This window comes from Streptomyces sp. NPDC052687 (assembly GCF_040678395.1).
In the GTDB taxonomy this organism is placed as follows: domain Bacteria; phylum Actinomycetota; class Actinomycetes; order Streptomycetales; family Streptomycetaceae; genus Streptomyces.
In genome coordinates this window covers 83,127-100,072 of record NZ_JBFATR010000025.1, presented here as the reverse complement: position 1 = coordinate 100,072, position 16,946 = coordinate 83,127, and the positions used below count along the sequence as shown (strand labels likewise).

The window sequence follows — 16,946 nt, the reverse complement described above, 5'->3', positions numbered from 1 at the left end:
GTCACCGCGACCGGGGCCTTGCTCATGCGCTCTCAGCCGCCGGTGAGCGGACGCGCCGCCGGGGCCGCCGTGCCGCGCGTGAGGCGGTCCGTGTGCGGCGGGCGGCGGCTGCCGGCCGGGGTGACCGGGGTGCGTTCGGAACGGGTCGTGTGCGGGCCGGGGGCCAGCAGCGCCGACGTCCGGGGGGCGCGCGCGGCGGCCGGCGGGACGGTCTCCCGCACCGGCGCCGGTTCCTCCTCGGCGCCCGGCAACAGGGTGACCGGCACGGCCTCGGGCACCGCCGGCTCGGGCGCCACGGAGCCGGGCGTCACGGAGCCGGGTACCACCGCGTCCGGTACCACCGCGTCGGGCATCGCGGACCCGTGGGCCGCGACGGCGCCGCCGCGGCGCTCGCGCAGCCGGTCGCGCTGGGTGAACAGCCACGCCTCGGCGCTCGCGATGTTCGGCTCCAGCCACGGCAGCGCGAGCAGCACCAGCAGACCGGCGGCCCAGCCCAGCAGCACGTCGCTCAGCCAGTGCGTACCGAGGTAGACGGTGGTCAGGCCGACACTGAGCGACAGCACCGCCGACAGTGCCGACAGCCAGCGGCGGGCGCGCGGTGTGGAGGCCAGGTAGGCGAGGATGCCCCAGGTCACCACCGCGTTGGCGGTGTGCCCCGAGGGAAATATGTCGCTCCCGGCCTGGAACCAGTGCCACATCTCGTTGGAGCCGACCTCGGTCGCGTAGTGCGGCCCCGAGCGGCCCAGCCCGTACTTCACGGCCCCCACGGTCACGTTCAGCAGCAGCGCGGCCGCGCCGAAGGCGAGCAGCGGGCGCAGGGTGTGCTGCCGCCAGCACCGCCAGCCGAGCCAGGCCGCGACCATCACGGCGGTCGGGCCGCGCTGGCCGAGGACCACCCAGTAGTCCAGGAAGGCGTGGATCTCCGGCCACTGCTGGTAGGGCCGGAACAGCATGGCCTGCCAGTCCAGCCGGACCAGCCACGAGGTGGTCACCACGGCGAGGACGATCGTGAGGTAGAAGGCGAGCGTCGCGCCGAAGAGCACCACCCGGTGCCGCGTCATGCGCGGCACGTCGAGGACCGGCCGCTGCGGTTCGCGGTCCAGTCGGGCGAAGATCCGGTCGAGCCGGGTCGGCTTTGGTTCGGTACGCACCCAATCGACGTTACAGCGAGTGAGCTGACTTCCCTGCCGAATCACCGGCTTTGTAATGACGATGTGATGTGGGATTGCTCTCAGGAGTTACTTTATTTCCAGGCATTCCGCAATCCCCGGGACGTGTTCCCCTTCAATTCCTTTGATCATTCCGCGGTGGCCGGTTTTGGGCCGCTTATGAATTCGTTCACCGGTGCATGGGGCGGAATTCGCCGGGCGCTCACCGGGTGCGCGAGCCGGTCAGGGCGGGCCCGACCCGTTCAGCCAGAACGCCCCGTAGAGCGCCGACGCCACCGCCACACCGGCCGTGACCAGGGCCGACCGGCGGGTGGGCAGCCGGGCGAGGGCGAGCGCGAGCGGCAGCAGCAGCGGGAAGGCGGGCACCAGCAGGCGCGGTTTCGAGCCGAAGTAGCTCGACGCGCACAGCGCCAGGGTGGTGACGACCCCGGCGTACACCAGCACCGGGAGCGGCTGGCGCTGCCGTACGCAGACGACGTACAGCCGGATCACCAGCGCCACTCCGGCCGTGAGGGCGGCCCCCGCCAGGGCCGACGGGAACGACGTGAACTTCTCGCCGACGAACCGGGCGAAGGCGTAGCCCCCGTCGAAGCCGTTGCGCCAGCCCGCCTGCACGTCCAGGTAGCCGAGCGGGCCCTCGCCGGTGCGGTGGCCGACCCACAGCACATATCCGGCCGTGCCCAGGGGCGCGAGCAGCATGCCGAGGGCGCGCCGCCAGGCGGATGCGCCCTCCCGGACCGGGCCGCGGGCGGGGGAGGGGGCGTACGGAGTGGAACGTGCGCCTGGATCGGGCGCCGCGCTCCGCCGCCGCGCGGATGGCCCAATGCGGCGGGCCCGGCGCGCGCGCAGCCACGACGCCGTCCCCGCCGCCCACACCGCCGCGACCACCGCCAGTCCCACCGGCCGGGTCAGCCCCGCCAGCAGCGCGAGGGTGCCCGCGGCCACCCAGCGGCCGGTGAGGACGGCGTACAGGGACCACGCGGCGAGCGCGGTGAACAGGGACTCGCTGTACGCCATGGACTGCACGATCCCGACCGGCAGCACCGCCCACAGCAGCACCGCGCACACCCCGGCCCGCCGCCCGTACAGCAGGTCGGCCACGGCGAAGATCCCCCAGGCCGCGGCGAACGAGGCGAGCGTGCCGGCCGCGAACCCGGCGTCCGCGTACGACAGCGGGGTCACCGCCTGCCCCAGCCGCTCCAGCCACGGCAGCAGCGGGAAGAAGGCGAGATCGGAGTGCACGTCGCCGTTCGGCAGGCGGATCTCGTAGCCGTAGCCGTGCTCGGCGATCCTGGCGTACCAGAGGGAGTCCCAGCGGGCGGTCAGCAGGGTGTACGCGTCCTTGTCGCGCGCCGCGCTCCACACGAACAGCGCGAGCAGGCCCAGGGCGCGGACGGCCGCGTACCCGAGCAGGGCCGGGGCCGCCCCGGGCAGCGTGCGGCGCGTGGTGCGCCCGGGGCGCGCGTCAAGATCGGTCACGGGCTCGATTATCGGCGGGCGGGTGAACCGGACGGCCGGGCCGGGCGTACTCCCCGGTGAGAGGAGTGGTGCACGCCACACCGGATCCGCCGGACCGGTGAGAGTTCCGCCACGCGACCTCGCCGTGGTCTCGCGTACGCTGACGTGTCACTCGCCGTTCGTTGCGCGGGCCGGAGACCACCGCTCCTCCGGCCGAGTCGCGGGGAGTCCCCACCCCGCGAGCCCGCCGATGCGAGGGAACATCTGGGAGGTACGTACATGTCCGGGACGACCACGGCTGCCGTCGGGCTGCGCCGTCGGGCGGCCGGGGCCGGTGCCAACCGCTGGGTCGTCCTCGTCGTCCTCTGCGTCAGCCTGCTGCTGGTCGCCGTCGACGCCACCGTGCTGCACGTGGCGGTCCCCGCCGTCACCGAGGACATCAAACCCGGCGCGATAGAACTGCTCTGGATCGTCGACACCTACCCGCTGGTCTGCGCCTCGCTGCTGATCCTGTTCGGCACGCTCGGCGACCGGGTGGGCCGCAGACGCGTCCTGCTCCTCGGATACGCCCTCTTCGGGGTGGCCTCCGCGCTGGCCGCCTTCGCCCCCGACGCCCGGGTGCTGATCGTCGCCCGCGCGCTGCTCGGCGTCGGCGGCGCGATGATCATGCCCGCGACGCTGTCGATCCTGCGCCAGGTCTTCCCCGACCGGCGCGAACGCGCGCTCGCCATCGGCATCTGGAGCGCGGTCGCCGCGGTCGGCGCGGCCGTCGGCCCGCTGCTCGGCGGCTTCCTGCTGGAGCACTTCTGGTGGGGCTCGGTCTTCCTGGTCAACATCCCGCTGATGCTGGTCAGCCTGCCCGTCGGGCGGCTGCTGCTGCCCGAGTCCAAGGGGGACGGCAAGGGACCCTGGGACGTCGTCGGCGCCCTGATGGCGGCGGCCGGCCTGTTCGGCGCCGTGCTCGGCGTGAAGCGGCTCGGCGGCGGCGAGGGCCTGGGCCCGGCCACGCTGGTGCCGCTGCTGGTGGGCGCGGTGCTGCTGACGCTGTTCGCGCGGCGGCAGCGGCGGCGGGCGCATCCGCTGGTCGACCTGAAGATGTTCGCCCGTCCGGCGTTCAGCACCTCCGTCGGCTGCATCGTGCTCGCCATGCTCGCCCTGGTCGGCCTGGAGCTGATCGCGGCGCAGTACCTCCAGCTGGTGCTGGGGCTGTCCCCGCTGGAGACCGGGCTGCGGCTGCTGCCGCTGACCATAGCGGCGATGGCGGCCGGCCTGGCCGGGGCGCGGATGCTGCGCCGGTTCGGACCGCGCCGGATGGTGGTGTTCGGGTTCTGCCTGACGGCGGGCGCGGTGGTGCTGCTGACCGCGATGGGCCGGGAGGACAACGCCGCACTGATGCTCTCCGGGTTCGTCCTCCTCGGGTTCGGCCTGGAGACCACCCTTTTCGGGGCGTACGAGTCGATGCTCAGCGAGGCCCCGCAGGAGCAGGCCGGCGGGGCCGCCGCGATCGGCGAGACCTCCTACCAGCTCGGCGCGGGCATCGGCATCGCGCTGCTCGGCACGGTGATGAACGCGGCCTACGCGCCCGGCATCAGCGCGGTGCCCGGAGTGCCCGCACCGGCCGCGGCGTCGGCGAGCCACTCCCTGGGCGAGGCCTACGACGTGGCGGACCGGCTCGGCGGCGCGACGGGCGAGGCGCTGCGCAGCGCCGCCCGGGACTGCTTCGTGCACGGACTGCATGTGACGCTGCTGGTCAGCGCGGGGCTGCTGCTGCTCGGCGCGGTGATGGCACTGCGGCTGCCGCGGGTGATGCACTGCGAGCCGGAAAGCGCCAGGGTCGAGGTGCCGGCGCCGCGCGAGGTGGCCGAGTCCCGGGTGTCCGCCTGAGCGGCCCCGGCCCCCGGACGCGCGGGCCGGCCGGCGCTGGACGTACGGGAGACCGCGTCGTAGCGTCGCCCTGAATACGAGACTAGCGGCGCTAGTTGACGACTGGCGCCGCCGCCCCGAGCCGCCGGAGGGTGCCCGTGTCCACGTCCGCCAAGCTGCCCCCGTTCGACCCCGCCGACCCGCTGGACCTCGACGACCTCCTCGGGCCCGAAGACCTGGCGGTGCGCGACACCGTGCGCGGCTGGGCGGCGGACCGGGTGCTGCCGTACGTCGCCGAGTGGTACGAGAAGGGCGAGCTGCCGCAGATCCGCGAGCTGGCCCGGGAGCTGGGAGCCATCGGCGCGCTCGGCATGTCCCTCGACGGATACGGCTGCGCGGGCGCCAGCGCCGTGCAGTACGGGCTCGCCTGCCTGGAGCTGGAGGCCGCCGACTCCGGCATCCGCTCCCTGGTCTCCGTGCAGGGCTCCCTCGCCATGTACGCGATCCACCGCTACGGCAGCGAGGACCAGAAGCAGGCCTGGCTGCCGCGGATGGCGGCCGGCGAGGTCATCGGCTGCTTCGGCCTCACCGAGCCCGACCACGGCTCCGACCCCGCCTCGATGCGGACGTACGCCAAGAAGGACGGCACCGACTGGGTGCTGAACGGCCGCAAGATGTGGATCACCAACGGTTCGGTCGCCGGGGTCGCCGTGGTCTGGGCGCAGACCGACGAGGGCATCCGCGGCTTCGCCGTCCCCACCGACACCCCCGGTTTCTCGGCGCCCGAGATCAAGCACAAGTGGTCCCTGCGGGCCAGCGTCACCAGCGAACTGGTCATGGACGACGTACGGCTGCCCGCCGACGCCGTGCTGCCCGGGGTGACCGGACTGCGCGGCCCGCTCAGCTGCCTCTCGCACGCCCGCTACGGCATCGTGTGGGGCGCGATGGGCGCGGCCCGCACCTGTTTCGAGACCGCCGTCGACTACGCGAAGTCCAGGGAGCAGTTCGGGCGGCCGCTGGGCGGATTCCAGCTCACCCAGGCCAAGCTCGCCGACATGGCGGTCGAACTGCACAAGGGGATTCTGCTCGCCCACCATCTGGGGCGGCGGATGGACGCCGGCCGCCTGCGTCCCGAGCAGGTCAGTTTCGGCAAGCTCAACAACGTCCGCGAGGCCATCGACATCTGCCGTACGGCCCGCACGATCCTCGGTGCCAACGGGATCTCCCTCGAATATCCCGTGATGCGGCACGCGACCAACCTGGAATCGGTGCTCACTTACGAGGGCACCGTCGAAATGCACCAGCTGGTGCTGGGCAAGGCGCTCACCGGACTGGACGCCTTCCGGTAAGCCGCCGGGGGAGCGGAGGCGGGGCCGGGGGGATCGGCCCTGCCTCAGCTCTGATTGAAGAAACCGTCCGAGCGGTGCGCCGCCGGGTCGCCGTTCACGATTTCCGTGTGGGCGGGGGTCAGCAGGAACACCCGGGTCGACACCCGCTCGATCGAACCGCGCAGCCCGAAGATGAGCCCCGCGGCGAAGTCGACGACGCGCTTGGCGTCGGCCGGCTCCATCGCCGTCAGATTCATGATCACCGGGACGCCGTCCCGGAACAGCTCGCCGATGGCCCGCGCGTCCCGGAAACTGTCCGGGGTCACCGTGCCGATCCGGCGGCCTTTCTCCTCGGCCGTGTCCGAGGCCACCTTCACCCGTGGGTCCGTGACCCAGGCGTCCCCGGGCTCGTTGCCCTCGTAAGTCTCGTCGTCGTAGTAGCGCTCGTCATCGTTGTCGTCGACGAGGCCGAGCCACGCACTCGCCTTGCGCACCGATCCCATGGACGCCTCCTCTCACAGCGGTCTTTCGTGCTTTCCGCATCCCCATGGTCGTCCATGATGCGGATGTCGCGCCAAGTGGATAGACGCCGCGCGGGGGGTTTGTGACGGTACTGGTGCACAGCCAATCCGTCGAGAGGCCGGATACCCCAAGGGTCTTGACGTATGCGGCTGCTGACTGTGAGTGAAATATGATTTCTCTCGGCGTACGGGTGACGGGCAGTGCGTACGGGTGAACGAAGTGGCCGATACGATGCGGCCGAATCCGCGTCGTACGGACCACGGGGGAAGTGTCGTGTTCGGAATAGTCAGGCCTTGCAGTCACCGTCTCGGAGAACGCCTCACCTCCGAGTGGATGGCGCATCTGTGCGGCCTGTGTCTCGCGCTGCGCTCGGACCACGGCCAGCTCGCCCGGGTGGTGACCAACTACGACGGGCTGCTCATCTCGGTCCTGACGGAGGCTCAGGGCGAACGCGAGGGCGGGCGGTGGCGGCGTACGGCCGGACCGTGCCCGCTGCGCGGGATGCGCACCGCGTCGGTCGCGCAGGGGGAGGGCGCCCGGCTCGCCGCGGCCGTCTCCCTGGTGCTCGCCTCCGCCAAGGTCCGCGACCATGTCGCCGACGGCGACGGGCTGCTGGCCCGCCGCCCCGTGGCACTCGCCGCGCGCCGGGTCGCCGACGGCTGGGGCCGCGCCGGCGCCCGCACCGGGACGGCCGTCGGCTTCGACACCGCCGTACTCGTCGACGCCGTCGACCGGCAGCTGGGCATCGAGGCCCTGGCCGGGACCGGCACTCCGCTCCTCGCCGTCACCGAACCCACCGAGACCGCCACCGCCGCCGCCTTCGCGCACACCGCGGTGCTCGCCGGGCGGCCCGGCAACGCCGCGCCGCTGGCCGAGGCCGGACGCCTCTTCGGACGGCTCGCGCACCTGCTGGACGCCGTGGAGGACCAGTGGTCCGACGCCGCGTCGGGTGCCTGGAACCCGCTCACCGCGACCGGGACGTCCCTCGCGGAGGCCCGGCGGCTCGCCGACGACGCCGTGCACGGGATCCGGCTGGCGCTGCGCGAGGTGGAGTTCACCGACGGGCGGCTGGCCCACCTGCTCCTCGTGCACGAACTGCGGCGCTCGGTGGACCGGGCCTTCGGCACCGTGCCCGCGTGCGCGACGCACCAGCCGGGGCCGTACGGCCCGCCGCCGCAGCAGCCCGGTCCGTACGGGCAGCCCCAGCAGCCCTACCCGGCGGGGCCCTACGGCACGCCGCCGCAGCAGGGCGGCCCGCACGGCCCGCACGCCGGCGGGGGAGCGTACGGCGGAGCGGCCCACGGCGGAGCGGCCCACGGTTCAGGAGGGCACGGCGGTGGCGGTGACGGTGGTGGCTTCGGCGGGTTCGGGGGCGGGCCCGCGCCCCAGCCGCCCAGGGGACGGCGCGGGTTCTGGGCCGGCTGCGGAATGTTCTGGCTGCTGTGCTGCACCTGCAAGTTGTGCTGTGCCGAGGAGTACGAGGGGCCGTGGTCCCGCAAGAAGCGCGAGGGCTGCTGTCAGAACTGCGACTGTCCCAGTTGCGACTGCTGCTGCCCCTGCGACGGGTGTTGAGCTGCTGAGGGGAGGGGTGCGCGCGTGAAGGCGAGGAGAGAGGAGAAGGAAGAAGGCAGGCAGCGGGGTCGGCTCAACAGGAAGAGGACCACACGCGACCGAAGTCGATGTGGGAGCGCGTGACCAGCCACTGCTGCGAATGCATGGGCCAAGTGGAACAGGTGTCCGGACGGCTCGTCAACCGGTCCCCTGAATGAGACACCGCTTGACAGCCCGGCAGACCCGGCCCGTACTCTCGATCACGGCCGTGCTGAGGGGCTTGGCCGCTGTGTGAAGGCGTCACCGTGTTTGGCCTACGTCACGGAGCCTTCCCATGTCCTCGGACACCCTTGCCCAGGCCCCCGCGCTCTCGGCACCACCCGATCCCGTGCGCATCGTCCCCCAGCGCCGCTACGGCCAGTGGTCGGCCGCCGCCCTCGTCCTCGTCCTGCTCGGGTTCGCCGTCCAGTCCGTGCTGCGCAACGACGCCTTCCAGTGGGACGTCGTCGGCGACTACTTCACCTCGGCCGCGGTGCTGCGCGGACTGTGGCTCACCCTCTGGCTGACCGCGGTGGTGATGGTGCTCGGCTTCGCGCTGGGCGCCCTCCTCGCGGCGGCCCGGCTCTCCGCGAACCCCGTGCTCAGAGCCGTCAGCTGGGGATACGTCTGGCTGTTCCGCTCGATCCCGATCCTGGTGCAGCTGCTGCTCTGGTTCAACATCGGGGCGCTGTACCCGCGGATCCTCGGCGTGCGGACGGTCGACCTGCTCGGGCCGGTCGCCGTCGCCGTCATCGGACTCACCCTGCACGAGGCCGCGTACGCCGCCGAGGTGGTGCGCGGGGGGATCCTGTCGGTGGGCGCCGGGCAGATCGAGGCCGCGCAGGCGCTCGGGCTGAGCCGGTGGCGGCGCTGGTGGCGGATCGTGCTGCCGCAGGCGATGCGCTCCATCGTGCCGCCCGCCGGCAACATGCTGATCGGCACCCTCAAGGGCACCTCCATCGTCAGCGTCATCGCCGTCCAGGACCTGCTCTACTCGACCCAGCTCGTCTACCACCAGACCTACCAGGTCATCCCGCTGCTGATGGTGGCCACCGTCTGGTACACCGTCGTCACCTCGGTGCTCGGGGTCGGCCAGCACTACGTCGAGAAGCGCTTCGCGCGCGGTACGGAGCGGGTCCGATGAGGGCGTCCCTGGTCATCGTCGGGGCGGGGCCGCGCGGGACCGGCGTCCTGGAGCGGATCGCCGCCAACGCCGCCGAACTGCCGCCCGGGACGGGCCTCGACATCCACCTCGTCGACCCGTACCGGCCGGGCCCCGGACGGATCTGGCGCACCGAGCAGTCACCGCTGCTGTGGATGAACTCCCGCGCCGAGGACGTCACCGTGTTCACCGACTCCAGCGTGCGGATGGCCGGACCCGTCCGGGAGGGCCCCACCCTGCACGAGTGGGCCGGCCTCGACGGGGACGCGTTCGTCGGCCGCCGGGTCCAGGGCTCGTATCTGCGCTGGGCCTACGACCGGGCCGTGGCCGCGCTGCCGCCGGACGTCACCGTGCACCACCACCCCTGCCGCGCCGTGCGCGTCTCCGGGCCGCGCGAGGGCCGCCAGCGGGTCTGGCTGGCGGGCCGCCCGCGCCCGCTCCTCGCCGACGCCGTCGTCCTCACCCTCGGCCATCTCGCCGCCGAACCCGACCCGGAACAGGCCGAACTGGGCGCGTACGCCCGCGCCCACGGCCTCGTCCACCTGCCGCCCGACTTCACCGCCGACAGCGACCTGACCCCGCTGCGGCCCGGCGAGCCGGTCCTGGTGCGCGGCTTCGGGCTCGCCTTCGTCGACCTGATGGTGCTGCTCACCGAGGGCCGGGGCGGACGGTACGACGGGGACACCTACGTCCCCTCCGGCCGGGAGCCGGTGCTGTACGTCGGATCGCGGCGCGGAGTGCCGTACCACTCCAAGATCGGCTACCGGCTGGACGGCGCGCCGCCGCCGCTGCCCCGGTTCCTCGGCCCCGCCGAGACCGACGCGCTGCTCGCCCGGCCCGGCGGCTTCGACTTCCGGCGCGATGTGTGGCCGCTGGTGGAGAAGGAGCTGGGCCACGCCCACTACCACCGGCTGTTCACCGCCCACCCCGAGCGCACCGGCCTCGGCTGGGCCGCCTTCGAGCGGCGGTACGCCGCCGCCGACGACCCGGCGGAGCGGGCCGCCCTCGTCGCCGCCGCGGTGCCCGACCCGGCCGACCGGCTCGACCTCGCCGCACTCGACCGGCCGCTGGCCGGCGTGCGGTACGACTCGCACGAGGCCTTCCAGGCGGGCCTGCGCCGCTATGTGGAGGCCGACCTGAGACGGCGTCACGATCCCGCGTACAGCCCCGACCAGGCGGTCTTCCTCGCCCTGCTCTCCGTCTACGGGCAGCTGATGCGGCTCGGGGACATCGGCACCTGGTGGCACGGCTTCTTCAGCTACCTCGCCTCCGGGCCGCCGGGACCCCGGCTGCGGCAGCTGCTCGCGCTGTCCCGGGCGGGCGTGCTGCGCTTCGCCGGCGCCGATCTGAGCGTGCGCGCCGAGGACGGGGTGTTCCGGGCGACCAGCCCGACCGTGCCCGGGTTCACCGTCGAGACGCGGGCGCTGGTCGAGGCGCGGCTGCCGCAGCCGACGGTGGCGCGGTCCCGGGACCCGCTGCTGCGGGAGCTGCACGCCGAGGGAGCCGCCGCCACCCCCGACGGGCTGCTGCGCGTGGACCCCGCCGACGGGCGCGTCCTCGACCGGTCCGGCCGGCCGCATCCGCGCCGCTTCGCCCTCGGCCCGCACACCGACGTGCGCGGCGCGGGCGCGTTCACCCGGCCGCACACCGGCGGCCCGGCGTTCCGGCAGAACGACGCGGCGGCCCGAGCGGTGCTGGCGCTCCTGGGGTCTTCGGCGAACCGGGCCGCGGCGTGAACGCGCGTCGCGGTGCTCACACGCGGGTCGGACGACCCGGCACGGAAGGATGGATCGCATGACGACGGACGCGTTCGACGCGTGGAAGCAGTGGCACGAGGGGCGCCTGGAGGAGGTGTCCGCCCCCTACGGGGTCCTCGCGCTGAACGCCACGCACTGGCTCGGGGACTATCCGGAGGGTCGAATTCCGGACATCCCCGGGAACTGGACCACCGAGGAGGACGCCGTCGTCCTCACGGCCGTCCGCGCCGACGGGCTGACCCTCGACGGCGCGCCCTTCGAGGGCCGGGTACGGCTCGCGGCCGACTCCGGTCCGGCCGCCGCGCGGGTGGGCTACGGCGAACGACGGCTCGTCGTACTGGTCCGCGAAGGGGCCTGGGCGGTACGCGACTTCGACCCGGCGGCCGAGAACCGCCGCCGGTTCCGCGGCATCGAGGCCACGCCCTACGATCCGCGCTGGTCGGTGCCGGGACGCTTCACGCCGTACGGCGAGAACCGCACCGTACGGGTGGAGAACGCGGACGGGCGGCGGCGCGGGCTGGGGCTGGGCGGAGAGCTGGCGTTCACCCTCGACGGGCGGGAGCACACGCTCCAGGTGTCGGTGGAGGCCGACGGCTCGCTGTGGGCCGTCTTCGCCGACGCCACCAGCGGAAACGGCAGCCACCGCTTCCGGTTCCTGCGCCCCGGCGCGCCCGACGCGGACGGCCGGACGACGGTGGACTTCAACCGGGCCCTGCTGCCCCCGTGCGCCTTCGCCGACCACTTCATCTGCCCCTTCCCGCCGCCCGGGAACACCCTGGACGTGGCGGTCGCGGCGGGGGAGCGGAACCTGGCCTGAAGGGTGACCGGCCGCCGGCCTGGCCCGGCGGACATCGCTGCGGCCTGACGGACCATCAGCCGCTGTTCAGGGGGCCAATCAGACAGTTGGTTCAAAGGTTGACGGCCGAAAGGCACCCTTGCGCCTACCGGCCGTTCGGCCGAATACTCCCACCCAGCGCTTGTCAGGGGCACGGCGTGTCCGGAATCCGGACGCTCGTGCCCCCGGCTGCGCCTCACGGGCCCCGACCCCACGCGGGCCCCCGACTTCCTTTGTGGAGGAACGAAAAGTGAGGATCAAGCGCACCACCCCGCGCAGCGGCATCTCGAGACGGACTCGGCTGACCGCCGTCTCCGCCGGACTCGTGGCCGCCGCCGCGATCGCGATCCCCAACGCGAACGCGTCCGAGTCCACCACGTTCAGCGCCACCGAGCTGAAGAGCGCCGGCGCCTCGGTGCTCAAGGCCGACGTCCCCGGCACCGCCTGGGCCGTCGACAGCAAGAACAACCGCGTGCTCGTGACCGTCGACAGCACGGTCTCCCAGGCCGAGATCGCGAAGATCAAGAAGCAGGCCGGTGCCCACGCCGACGCGCTCACCATCAAGCGCACCCCCGGCAAGTTCACCAAGCTGATCGAGGGCGGCGACGCCATCTACGCGAGCAGCTGGCGCTGCTCCCTCGGCTTCAACGTCCAGGCCAGCAACGGCACCCAGTACTTCCTGACCGCCGGTCACTGCACCGACGGCGCGGGCACCTGGTACTCCAACTCCGGGCGCACCACCGTCCTGGGCACCACCACGGGCTCCAGCTTCCCGGGCAACGACTACGGCATCGTCCGCTACACCAACACGTCGGTGAGCAAGCCCGGCACCGCGAACGGTGTGGACATCACGCGCGCGGCCACCCCGGCCGTGGGCACCACCGTCATCCGGGACGGCTCCACCACCGGTACGCACAGCGGCCGCGTCACCGCGCTGAACGCGACCGTCAACTACGGCGGCGGCGACATCGTCTCCGGTCTGATCCAGACCAATGTCTGCGCCGAGCCCGGCGACTCCGGCGGCCCGCTGTACGGCAGCAACGGCACCGCGTACGGTCTCACCTCCGGCGGCAGCGGCAACTGCTCCACCGGCGGTACGACCTTCTTCCAGCCGGTCACCGAGGCCCTGAGCGCCTACGGCGTCAACGTGTACTGATCCTCACCACGTTCACGGCCGGCACGTCTCAGCCCCCGCACGCACCCGCGTGCGGGGGCTTCTCCCTGCCCGGGCCGAGGCGTCGGAGGGGATCGGCCCCCGTGTCCGACCCGTACGGGTACGCGTTGGCGGTGCATGAACCGTATCCACGTCACCGGCGTGCTGGCGCTGCTCACCGCCGGCAGCGTCCTCACCACCGCGACACCCGCCGGCGCTACTTCCGTCATCGGTTTCGGCAACGCTGCCTACGACAACGCCTGCGCCAATATCGGCGGCCCTCGTGCCGTTGGTGCTACGGAGCGGCACAGCGGCATCCTCACCGGTCTCGGTGTCGCCTCGCCCGCCGGCAGCCCAGGCAACCAGTGCGGCACCCTGGGACTGCCGACCATCCTCCACGAGATGGGTGGTGTCGACGTGATGGGCACTGTGACGGGCGGGGAGGTTTAGCCGCACAGCTGCGAACGATCACCTCACCCCCTCTGACACCGCCCCGGATCACTGGATGCCGGGGCGTTCCCATGGGGCGTCCGGGGCGGGGAACGCGGCGAGGGGCAGGGGCGCACAGGGGTGAAAACGCGTCAGGTCCAGACCACACCAGCCTGTGCACGGTTACTCACGCGTAGCGTTTGCAGTGCGAATCGCCCGCGCATTCCCCGCCTTTTCCAGTGGGGCGGCGCGGGTGGTGAAGAAGCCAAGGGCGCGCGGTGGTCACCGTGTGCGCGTCCTGAAGTCGACCTTGTGCGCCACCTGTGCGGTTCGGAAGAGTGGGCGCCCGTCAACCAAGCCTTCCGGCCCGTGGTGGTCCCCACAACCGCCACCGGGCCGACCCCCCACAGGAGGACGTGAGTTGCAGCACCGACGCATACCCAAGCGGCGGGCAGTCGTGACAGGAGCGGGAATCGCCGCACTGGTCGCCGCGGGCGTCACCTTCCAGACTGCGAACGCCAGCGAGCCCTCGGACGCCCCGGAGCTCAAGACCCTCTCCGCGATCGCGGCCGGAAAGCTCGCCTCGACGCTGGACCGGGACCTCGGCGCGGACGCGGCGGGCGCCTACTACGACGCCCAGGCCAAGAGCCTGGTGGTGAACGTGCTCGACGAGGCAGCCGCCGAGGTGGTCGAGGAGGCCGGTGCCCGGGCGAGAATCGTCGAGCACTCGCCGGCCGAGCTGAAGAGCGCCCGTACGGCGCTGAAGCAGGACGCGGCCATCCCGGGCACCGCCTGGGTGACCGACCCGACCACCAACAAGGTCGTCGTCACCGCCGACCGCACCGTCTCCGCGGCGGAGTGGAAGAAGCTGGCCGAGGTCGTCGACGGGCTAGGCCCGGTCGCCGAACTCCAGCGCACGAAGGGGGAGTTCAAGCCCTTCGTCGCCGGTGGCGACGCCATCACCGGCGGCAGCGGGCGCTGCTCGCTCGGCTTCAACGTGGTCAAGGGCGGGGAGCCGTACTTCCTGACCGCCGGCCACTGCACCGAGGGCATCTCCACCTGGTCGGACTCGTCCGGCACCGTCATCGGCCAGAACGAGGTCTCCAGCTTCCCGGGCGACGACTACGGGCTCGTCAAGTACACCGCCGACGTCGAGCACCCGAGCGAGGTGAACCTCTACAACGGCTCGGCCCAGCAGATCGGCGGGGCGGCCGAGGCGACCGTCGGGATGCAGGTCACCCGCAGCGGCTCCACCACGCAGGTGCACTCCGGCAAGGTCACGGGCCTGGACGCCACCGTGAACTACGGCAACGGCGACATCGTCAACGGACTCATCCAGACCGATGTGTGCGCCGAGCCCGGCGACAGCGGTGGCGCGCTGTTCTCCGGGGACAAGGCCATCGGGCTCACGTCCGGCGGCAGCGGTGACTGCTCCTCCGGCGGGGAGACGTTCTTCCAGCCGGTGACGGAGGCGCTGTCGGCGACGGGGACGCAGATCGGCTGATCCGTTCCGCCGCCGTTCGTTCCGCTTCCGGTGAGGTCCCGCCCCGCGCGCGAGGGGTGGGACCTTCGCGTGGGCGGGTGCCGGCGGTGGTTGGGGGCCGGGTGCCGGTGACGGTTGCGAGCCGGGTGCCGGTGGCGGCTGCGGGCCGGGCGGCGGGGTGCTTCGATGGTCGTGTGAACGGCGAGCCGGCGGACGCGCTGGAGGTGGCGCCGACCCCGCGGACGGCGGTGGCGTGGCTGCCGCCCCGGGAGCTGTGGCCGGCGATCCAGGACATCCGCTGGGAGCACGATCCGCAGGTGCGCCGGTGGCCGCCGCACGTGAACCTGCTGTTCGGTTTCGTGCCGGAGGAGGAGTTCGAGCGGGCCCTGCCGCTGCTCGCCGCCGCGGCGGCGAGCAGTGCGGCGTTCCCGGCGCGGCTGGCCGGGGTGCGCTGGTTCCGGCACCGGCGGTACGCGACGGTGTGGCTCGACCCGGCCGCGGCGGACCGGGCGCCGTGGGTCCGGCTCCACCGGGAGCTGCTGGAGCGGTTCCCGCTCTGCGAGGGGCGGGGCGGCCGTTTCACCCCGCATCTCTCCCTCGGCCGCACCCGGGACCCGAAGCCCCTGGCCGCCGAGTGCGCGGCCCGCCTCGGCACCCGGCCGACTGTGGTCGGGGAACTGACCCTCCTCTCCCGCCGCGAGGAGGGCCCGATGCGACCGCGGGCGGTGATCACCCTGGGCACGGGGGAGGTGCGCGGGCCGGGGGAGGGGGGTGAGGCCGGCGGTGCGCGGGCCGCGGGAGGGGGAGTGAGGCCGGCGGTGCGTGGGCCGGGGGAGGGGGAGTGAGGCCGGCGGTGCGTGGGCCGGGGGAGGGGGAGTGAGGCCGGCGGTGCGTGGGCCGGGGGAGGGGAGTGAGTCCGGCGGTGCGCAGGGCGCGGGACGGGGGTGAGGCCGACGGTGCGCAGGGCGCGGGACGGGGGTGAGGCCGACGGTGCGCAGGGCGCGGGAGGGGGAGTGAGGCCGGCTCGCTTGCCGCGGGAGGGGAGGGAGCCCGACCCACTGCCCCCGCTGGCCTACCGGGCCTCCGTCGGCAGGGTCCCGCCCCCGCGCCGCTCCCGCAGCCCCGCCGCCGCCAGGGTGATCACGATGCCGGCCGCCGCCCAGGCCGACAGCACCAGCAGGGCGCCCAGTGTGTCGTTGCCCCGGAAGTAGGCGATCGAGCGGGCCGCCCAGGTGCCGGCGCCCGGGGGGAGGGCCGGGCCGATCGCCGCCCAGAACGGGGGGAGCATGGGCAGGGGGAAGGCGCCGCCCGCGCTCGGGTTGCCCGCGATCACCACGAGGAGGATGGCGAGGCCGATGCCGACGATGCCGAAGAGGCCCTGGAGGGCGAGGGTGGCGGCGCCGACGGCGAAGGTGATGAGCGCGCCGAGCCCCCACAGGGCGGCGACACCGCCGGGCAGGGCGTCCAGGAGCGGCCCGACGATGAGCGCGCCGCCGAGTCCGCCGGCGGCCGACACCAGGGCCATGGTCCCCAGCCGGATCGCCGCGCGGCGCGGGTTCGCGGGCCGGGCGCCGGTGCTGATCGCCAGGATCGAGGCGCACAGATAGCCGCCGACGCACCAGCCGACGACCAGGTAGAACGACGACAGCCCGTCGAAGTCCCGCGGTGAGGCCGGGGCCACGTCCACGACCCGCACCGTGCGCCGCTCCGCCTTCGCCAGGGTGGTGGTCAGCTGCTCCAGCGCGGTGGCGAGCACGGTGCCGCCGCCGGAGGCGACCAGGAGCGTGTCGGCGGGGCCGGCCGGGTTCAGGACCAGGGCGCCGTCGATGTCGCGGTCCCTGATCTGCTTGCGGGCCGTCGCCTCGTCGGCCACCGCCCGCGGGTCGAGGGGCGAGCCCGGCAGCCGCTCCAGCCGGGCGACCGCCTGCCGGGCGGCGGCCTCGGGCGCGGCCACCGCGAAGGGCACGTCCCGCGGCTTCGGGTCGTGCAGCGCTCCCACGTACGAGGCGATGAACAGCAGCTGGAGGGCGATCACGCCGAGGACGAGCAGGGTCGCCCGCGGTGTGACGGCGTCCTTCACCTCGCGGAGGAACGTGGTCCGTGTCATGTCCCCACAGTCCTGGTCAGGGGGTGTTTCCGCAGGTGGGAGGCGCCCGAACGGTTGTCGTACACGTGTTCGGGATTTGGTCTATGGTGG

At 73.4% G+C, this 16,946-nt stretch carries 14 protein-coding genes; 10 read left to right on the top strand and 4 right to left on the bottom strand.

Annotated elements, in window-relative coordinates:
* Positions 1-32: 32 nt before the first annotated feature.
* Positions 33-1,151 carry a phosphatase PAP2 family protein gene (locus AB0K92_RS20880; protein WP_365924902.1) on the bottom strand — a complete coding sequence of 373 codons (1,119 nt, stop codon included), beginning with the start codon at positions 1,149-1,151 and terminating at the stop codon, positions 33-35.
* A 240-nt stretch (positions 1,152-1,391) separates the two neighbouring features.
* Complete coding sequence (locus AB0K92_RS20875) at positions 1,392-2,648, bottom strand: mannosyltransferase family protein (RefSeq protein WP_365924900.1); 1,257 nt, start codon at positions 2,646-2,648, stop codon at positions 1,392-1,394.
* A gap of 258 nt (positions 2,649-2,906) precedes the next feature.
* On the opposite strand from AB0K92_RS20875, the gene AB0K92_RS20870 reads away from it, so the two are divergent.
* A complete protein-coding gene (locus AB0K92_RS20870; protein ID WP_365924898.1) occupies positions 2,907-4,511 on the top strand; it encodes an MFS transporter in 1,605 nt (534 codons plus the stop codon).
* A gap of 137 nt (positions 4,512-4,648) precedes the next feature.
* A complete protein-coding gene (locus AB0K92_RS20865; protein ID WP_365924896.1) occupies positions 4,649-5,839 on the top strand; it encodes an acyl-CoA dehydrogenase family protein in 1,191 nt (396 codons plus the stop codon).
* Between the two features lie 44 nt (positions 5,840-5,883).
* On the opposite strand, the gene AB0K92_RS20860 is transcribed toward AB0K92_RS20865, so the two are convergent.
* Positions 5,884-6,321: a cell division protein SepF gene (locus AB0K92_RS20860; RefSeq protein WP_165997137.1), complete on the bottom strand. Its 438-nt coding sequence runs from the start codon at positions 6,319-6,321 to the stop codon at positions 5,884-5,886.
* A 292-nt stretch (positions 6,322-6,613) separates the two neighbouring features.
* Here AB0K92_RS20860 and AB0K92_RS20855 point away from each other — a divergent pair, with 292 nt between their 5' ends.
* The 8 genes from AB0K92_RS20855 (at position 6,614) to AB0K92_RS20820 (ending at position 15,594) form a co-directional block, all read left to right on the top strand.
* A complete protein-coding gene (locus AB0K92_RS20855; RefSeq protein WP_365924894.1) occupies positions 6,614-7,912 on the top strand; it encodes a DUF5685 family protein in 1,299 nt (432 codons plus the stop codon).
* A 313-nt stretch (positions 7,913-8,225) separates the two neighbouring features.
* Entirely contained in the window at positions 8,226-9,074 is an 849-nt protein-coding gene (locus tag AB0K92_RS20850; RefSeq protein ID WP_365924892.1) for an amino acid ABC transporter permease, read from the top strand.
* Positions 9,071-10,828, top strand: coding sequence for an FAD/NAD(P)-binding protein (locus tag AB0K92_RS20845; protein ID WP_365924890.1), 1,758 nt, complete (start codon positions 9,071-9,073; stop codon positions 10,826-10,828). The genes AB0K92_RS20850 and AB0K92_RS20845 overlap by 4 nt, the downstream gene beginning before the upstream one ends.
* A gap of 58 nt (positions 10,829-10,886) precedes the next feature.
* On the top strand, positions 10,887-11,666 hold the full coding sequence (locus AB0K92_RS20840; protein ID WP_365924888.1) for a DUF1684 domain-containing protein: 780 nt from the start codon (positions 10,887-10,889) through the stop codon (positions 11,664-11,666).
* A gap of 268 nt (positions 11,667-11,934) precedes the next feature.
* Positions 11,935-12,840 (top strand): S1 family peptidase, encoded by a 906-nt coding sequence (locus tag AB0K92_RS20835; protein ID WP_365924886.1) that lies wholly within the window; start codon positions 11,935-11,937, stop codon positions 12,838-12,840.
* Positions 12,841-12,975: 135 nt separating this feature from the next.
* Positions 12,976-13,287: a hypothetical protein gene (locus AB0K92_RS20830; RefSeq protein WP_365924884.1), complete on the top strand. Its 312-nt coding sequence runs from the start codon at positions 12,976-12,978 to the stop codon at positions 13,285-13,287.
* Positions 13,288-13,687: 400 nt separating this feature from the next.
* Positions 13,688-14,770 (top strand): S1 family peptidase, encoded by a 1,083-nt coding sequence (locus AB0K92_RS20825; RefSeq protein ID WP_365924882.1) that lies wholly within the window; start codon positions 13,688-13,690, stop codon positions 14,768-14,770.
* Positions 14,771-14,943: 173 nt separating this feature from the next.
* On the top strand, positions 14,944-15,594 hold the full coding sequence (locus tag AB0K92_RS20820) for a 2'-5' RNA ligase family protein (protein WP_365924880.1): 651 nt from the start codon (positions 14,944-14,946) through the stop codon (positions 15,592-15,594).
* 227 nt (positions 15,595-15,821) lie between these two features.
* Here AB0K92_RS20820 and AB0K92_RS20815 read toward each other — a convergent pair whose 3' ends face one another.
* Positions 15,822-16,856, bottom strand: a complete 1,035-nt coding sequence (locus tag AB0K92_RS20815; protein WP_365924878.1) for a DUF3533 domain-containing protein — start codon at positions 16,854-16,856, stop codon at positions 15,822-15,824.
* Between the last annotated feature and the right edge of the window lie 90 nt (positions 16,857-16,946).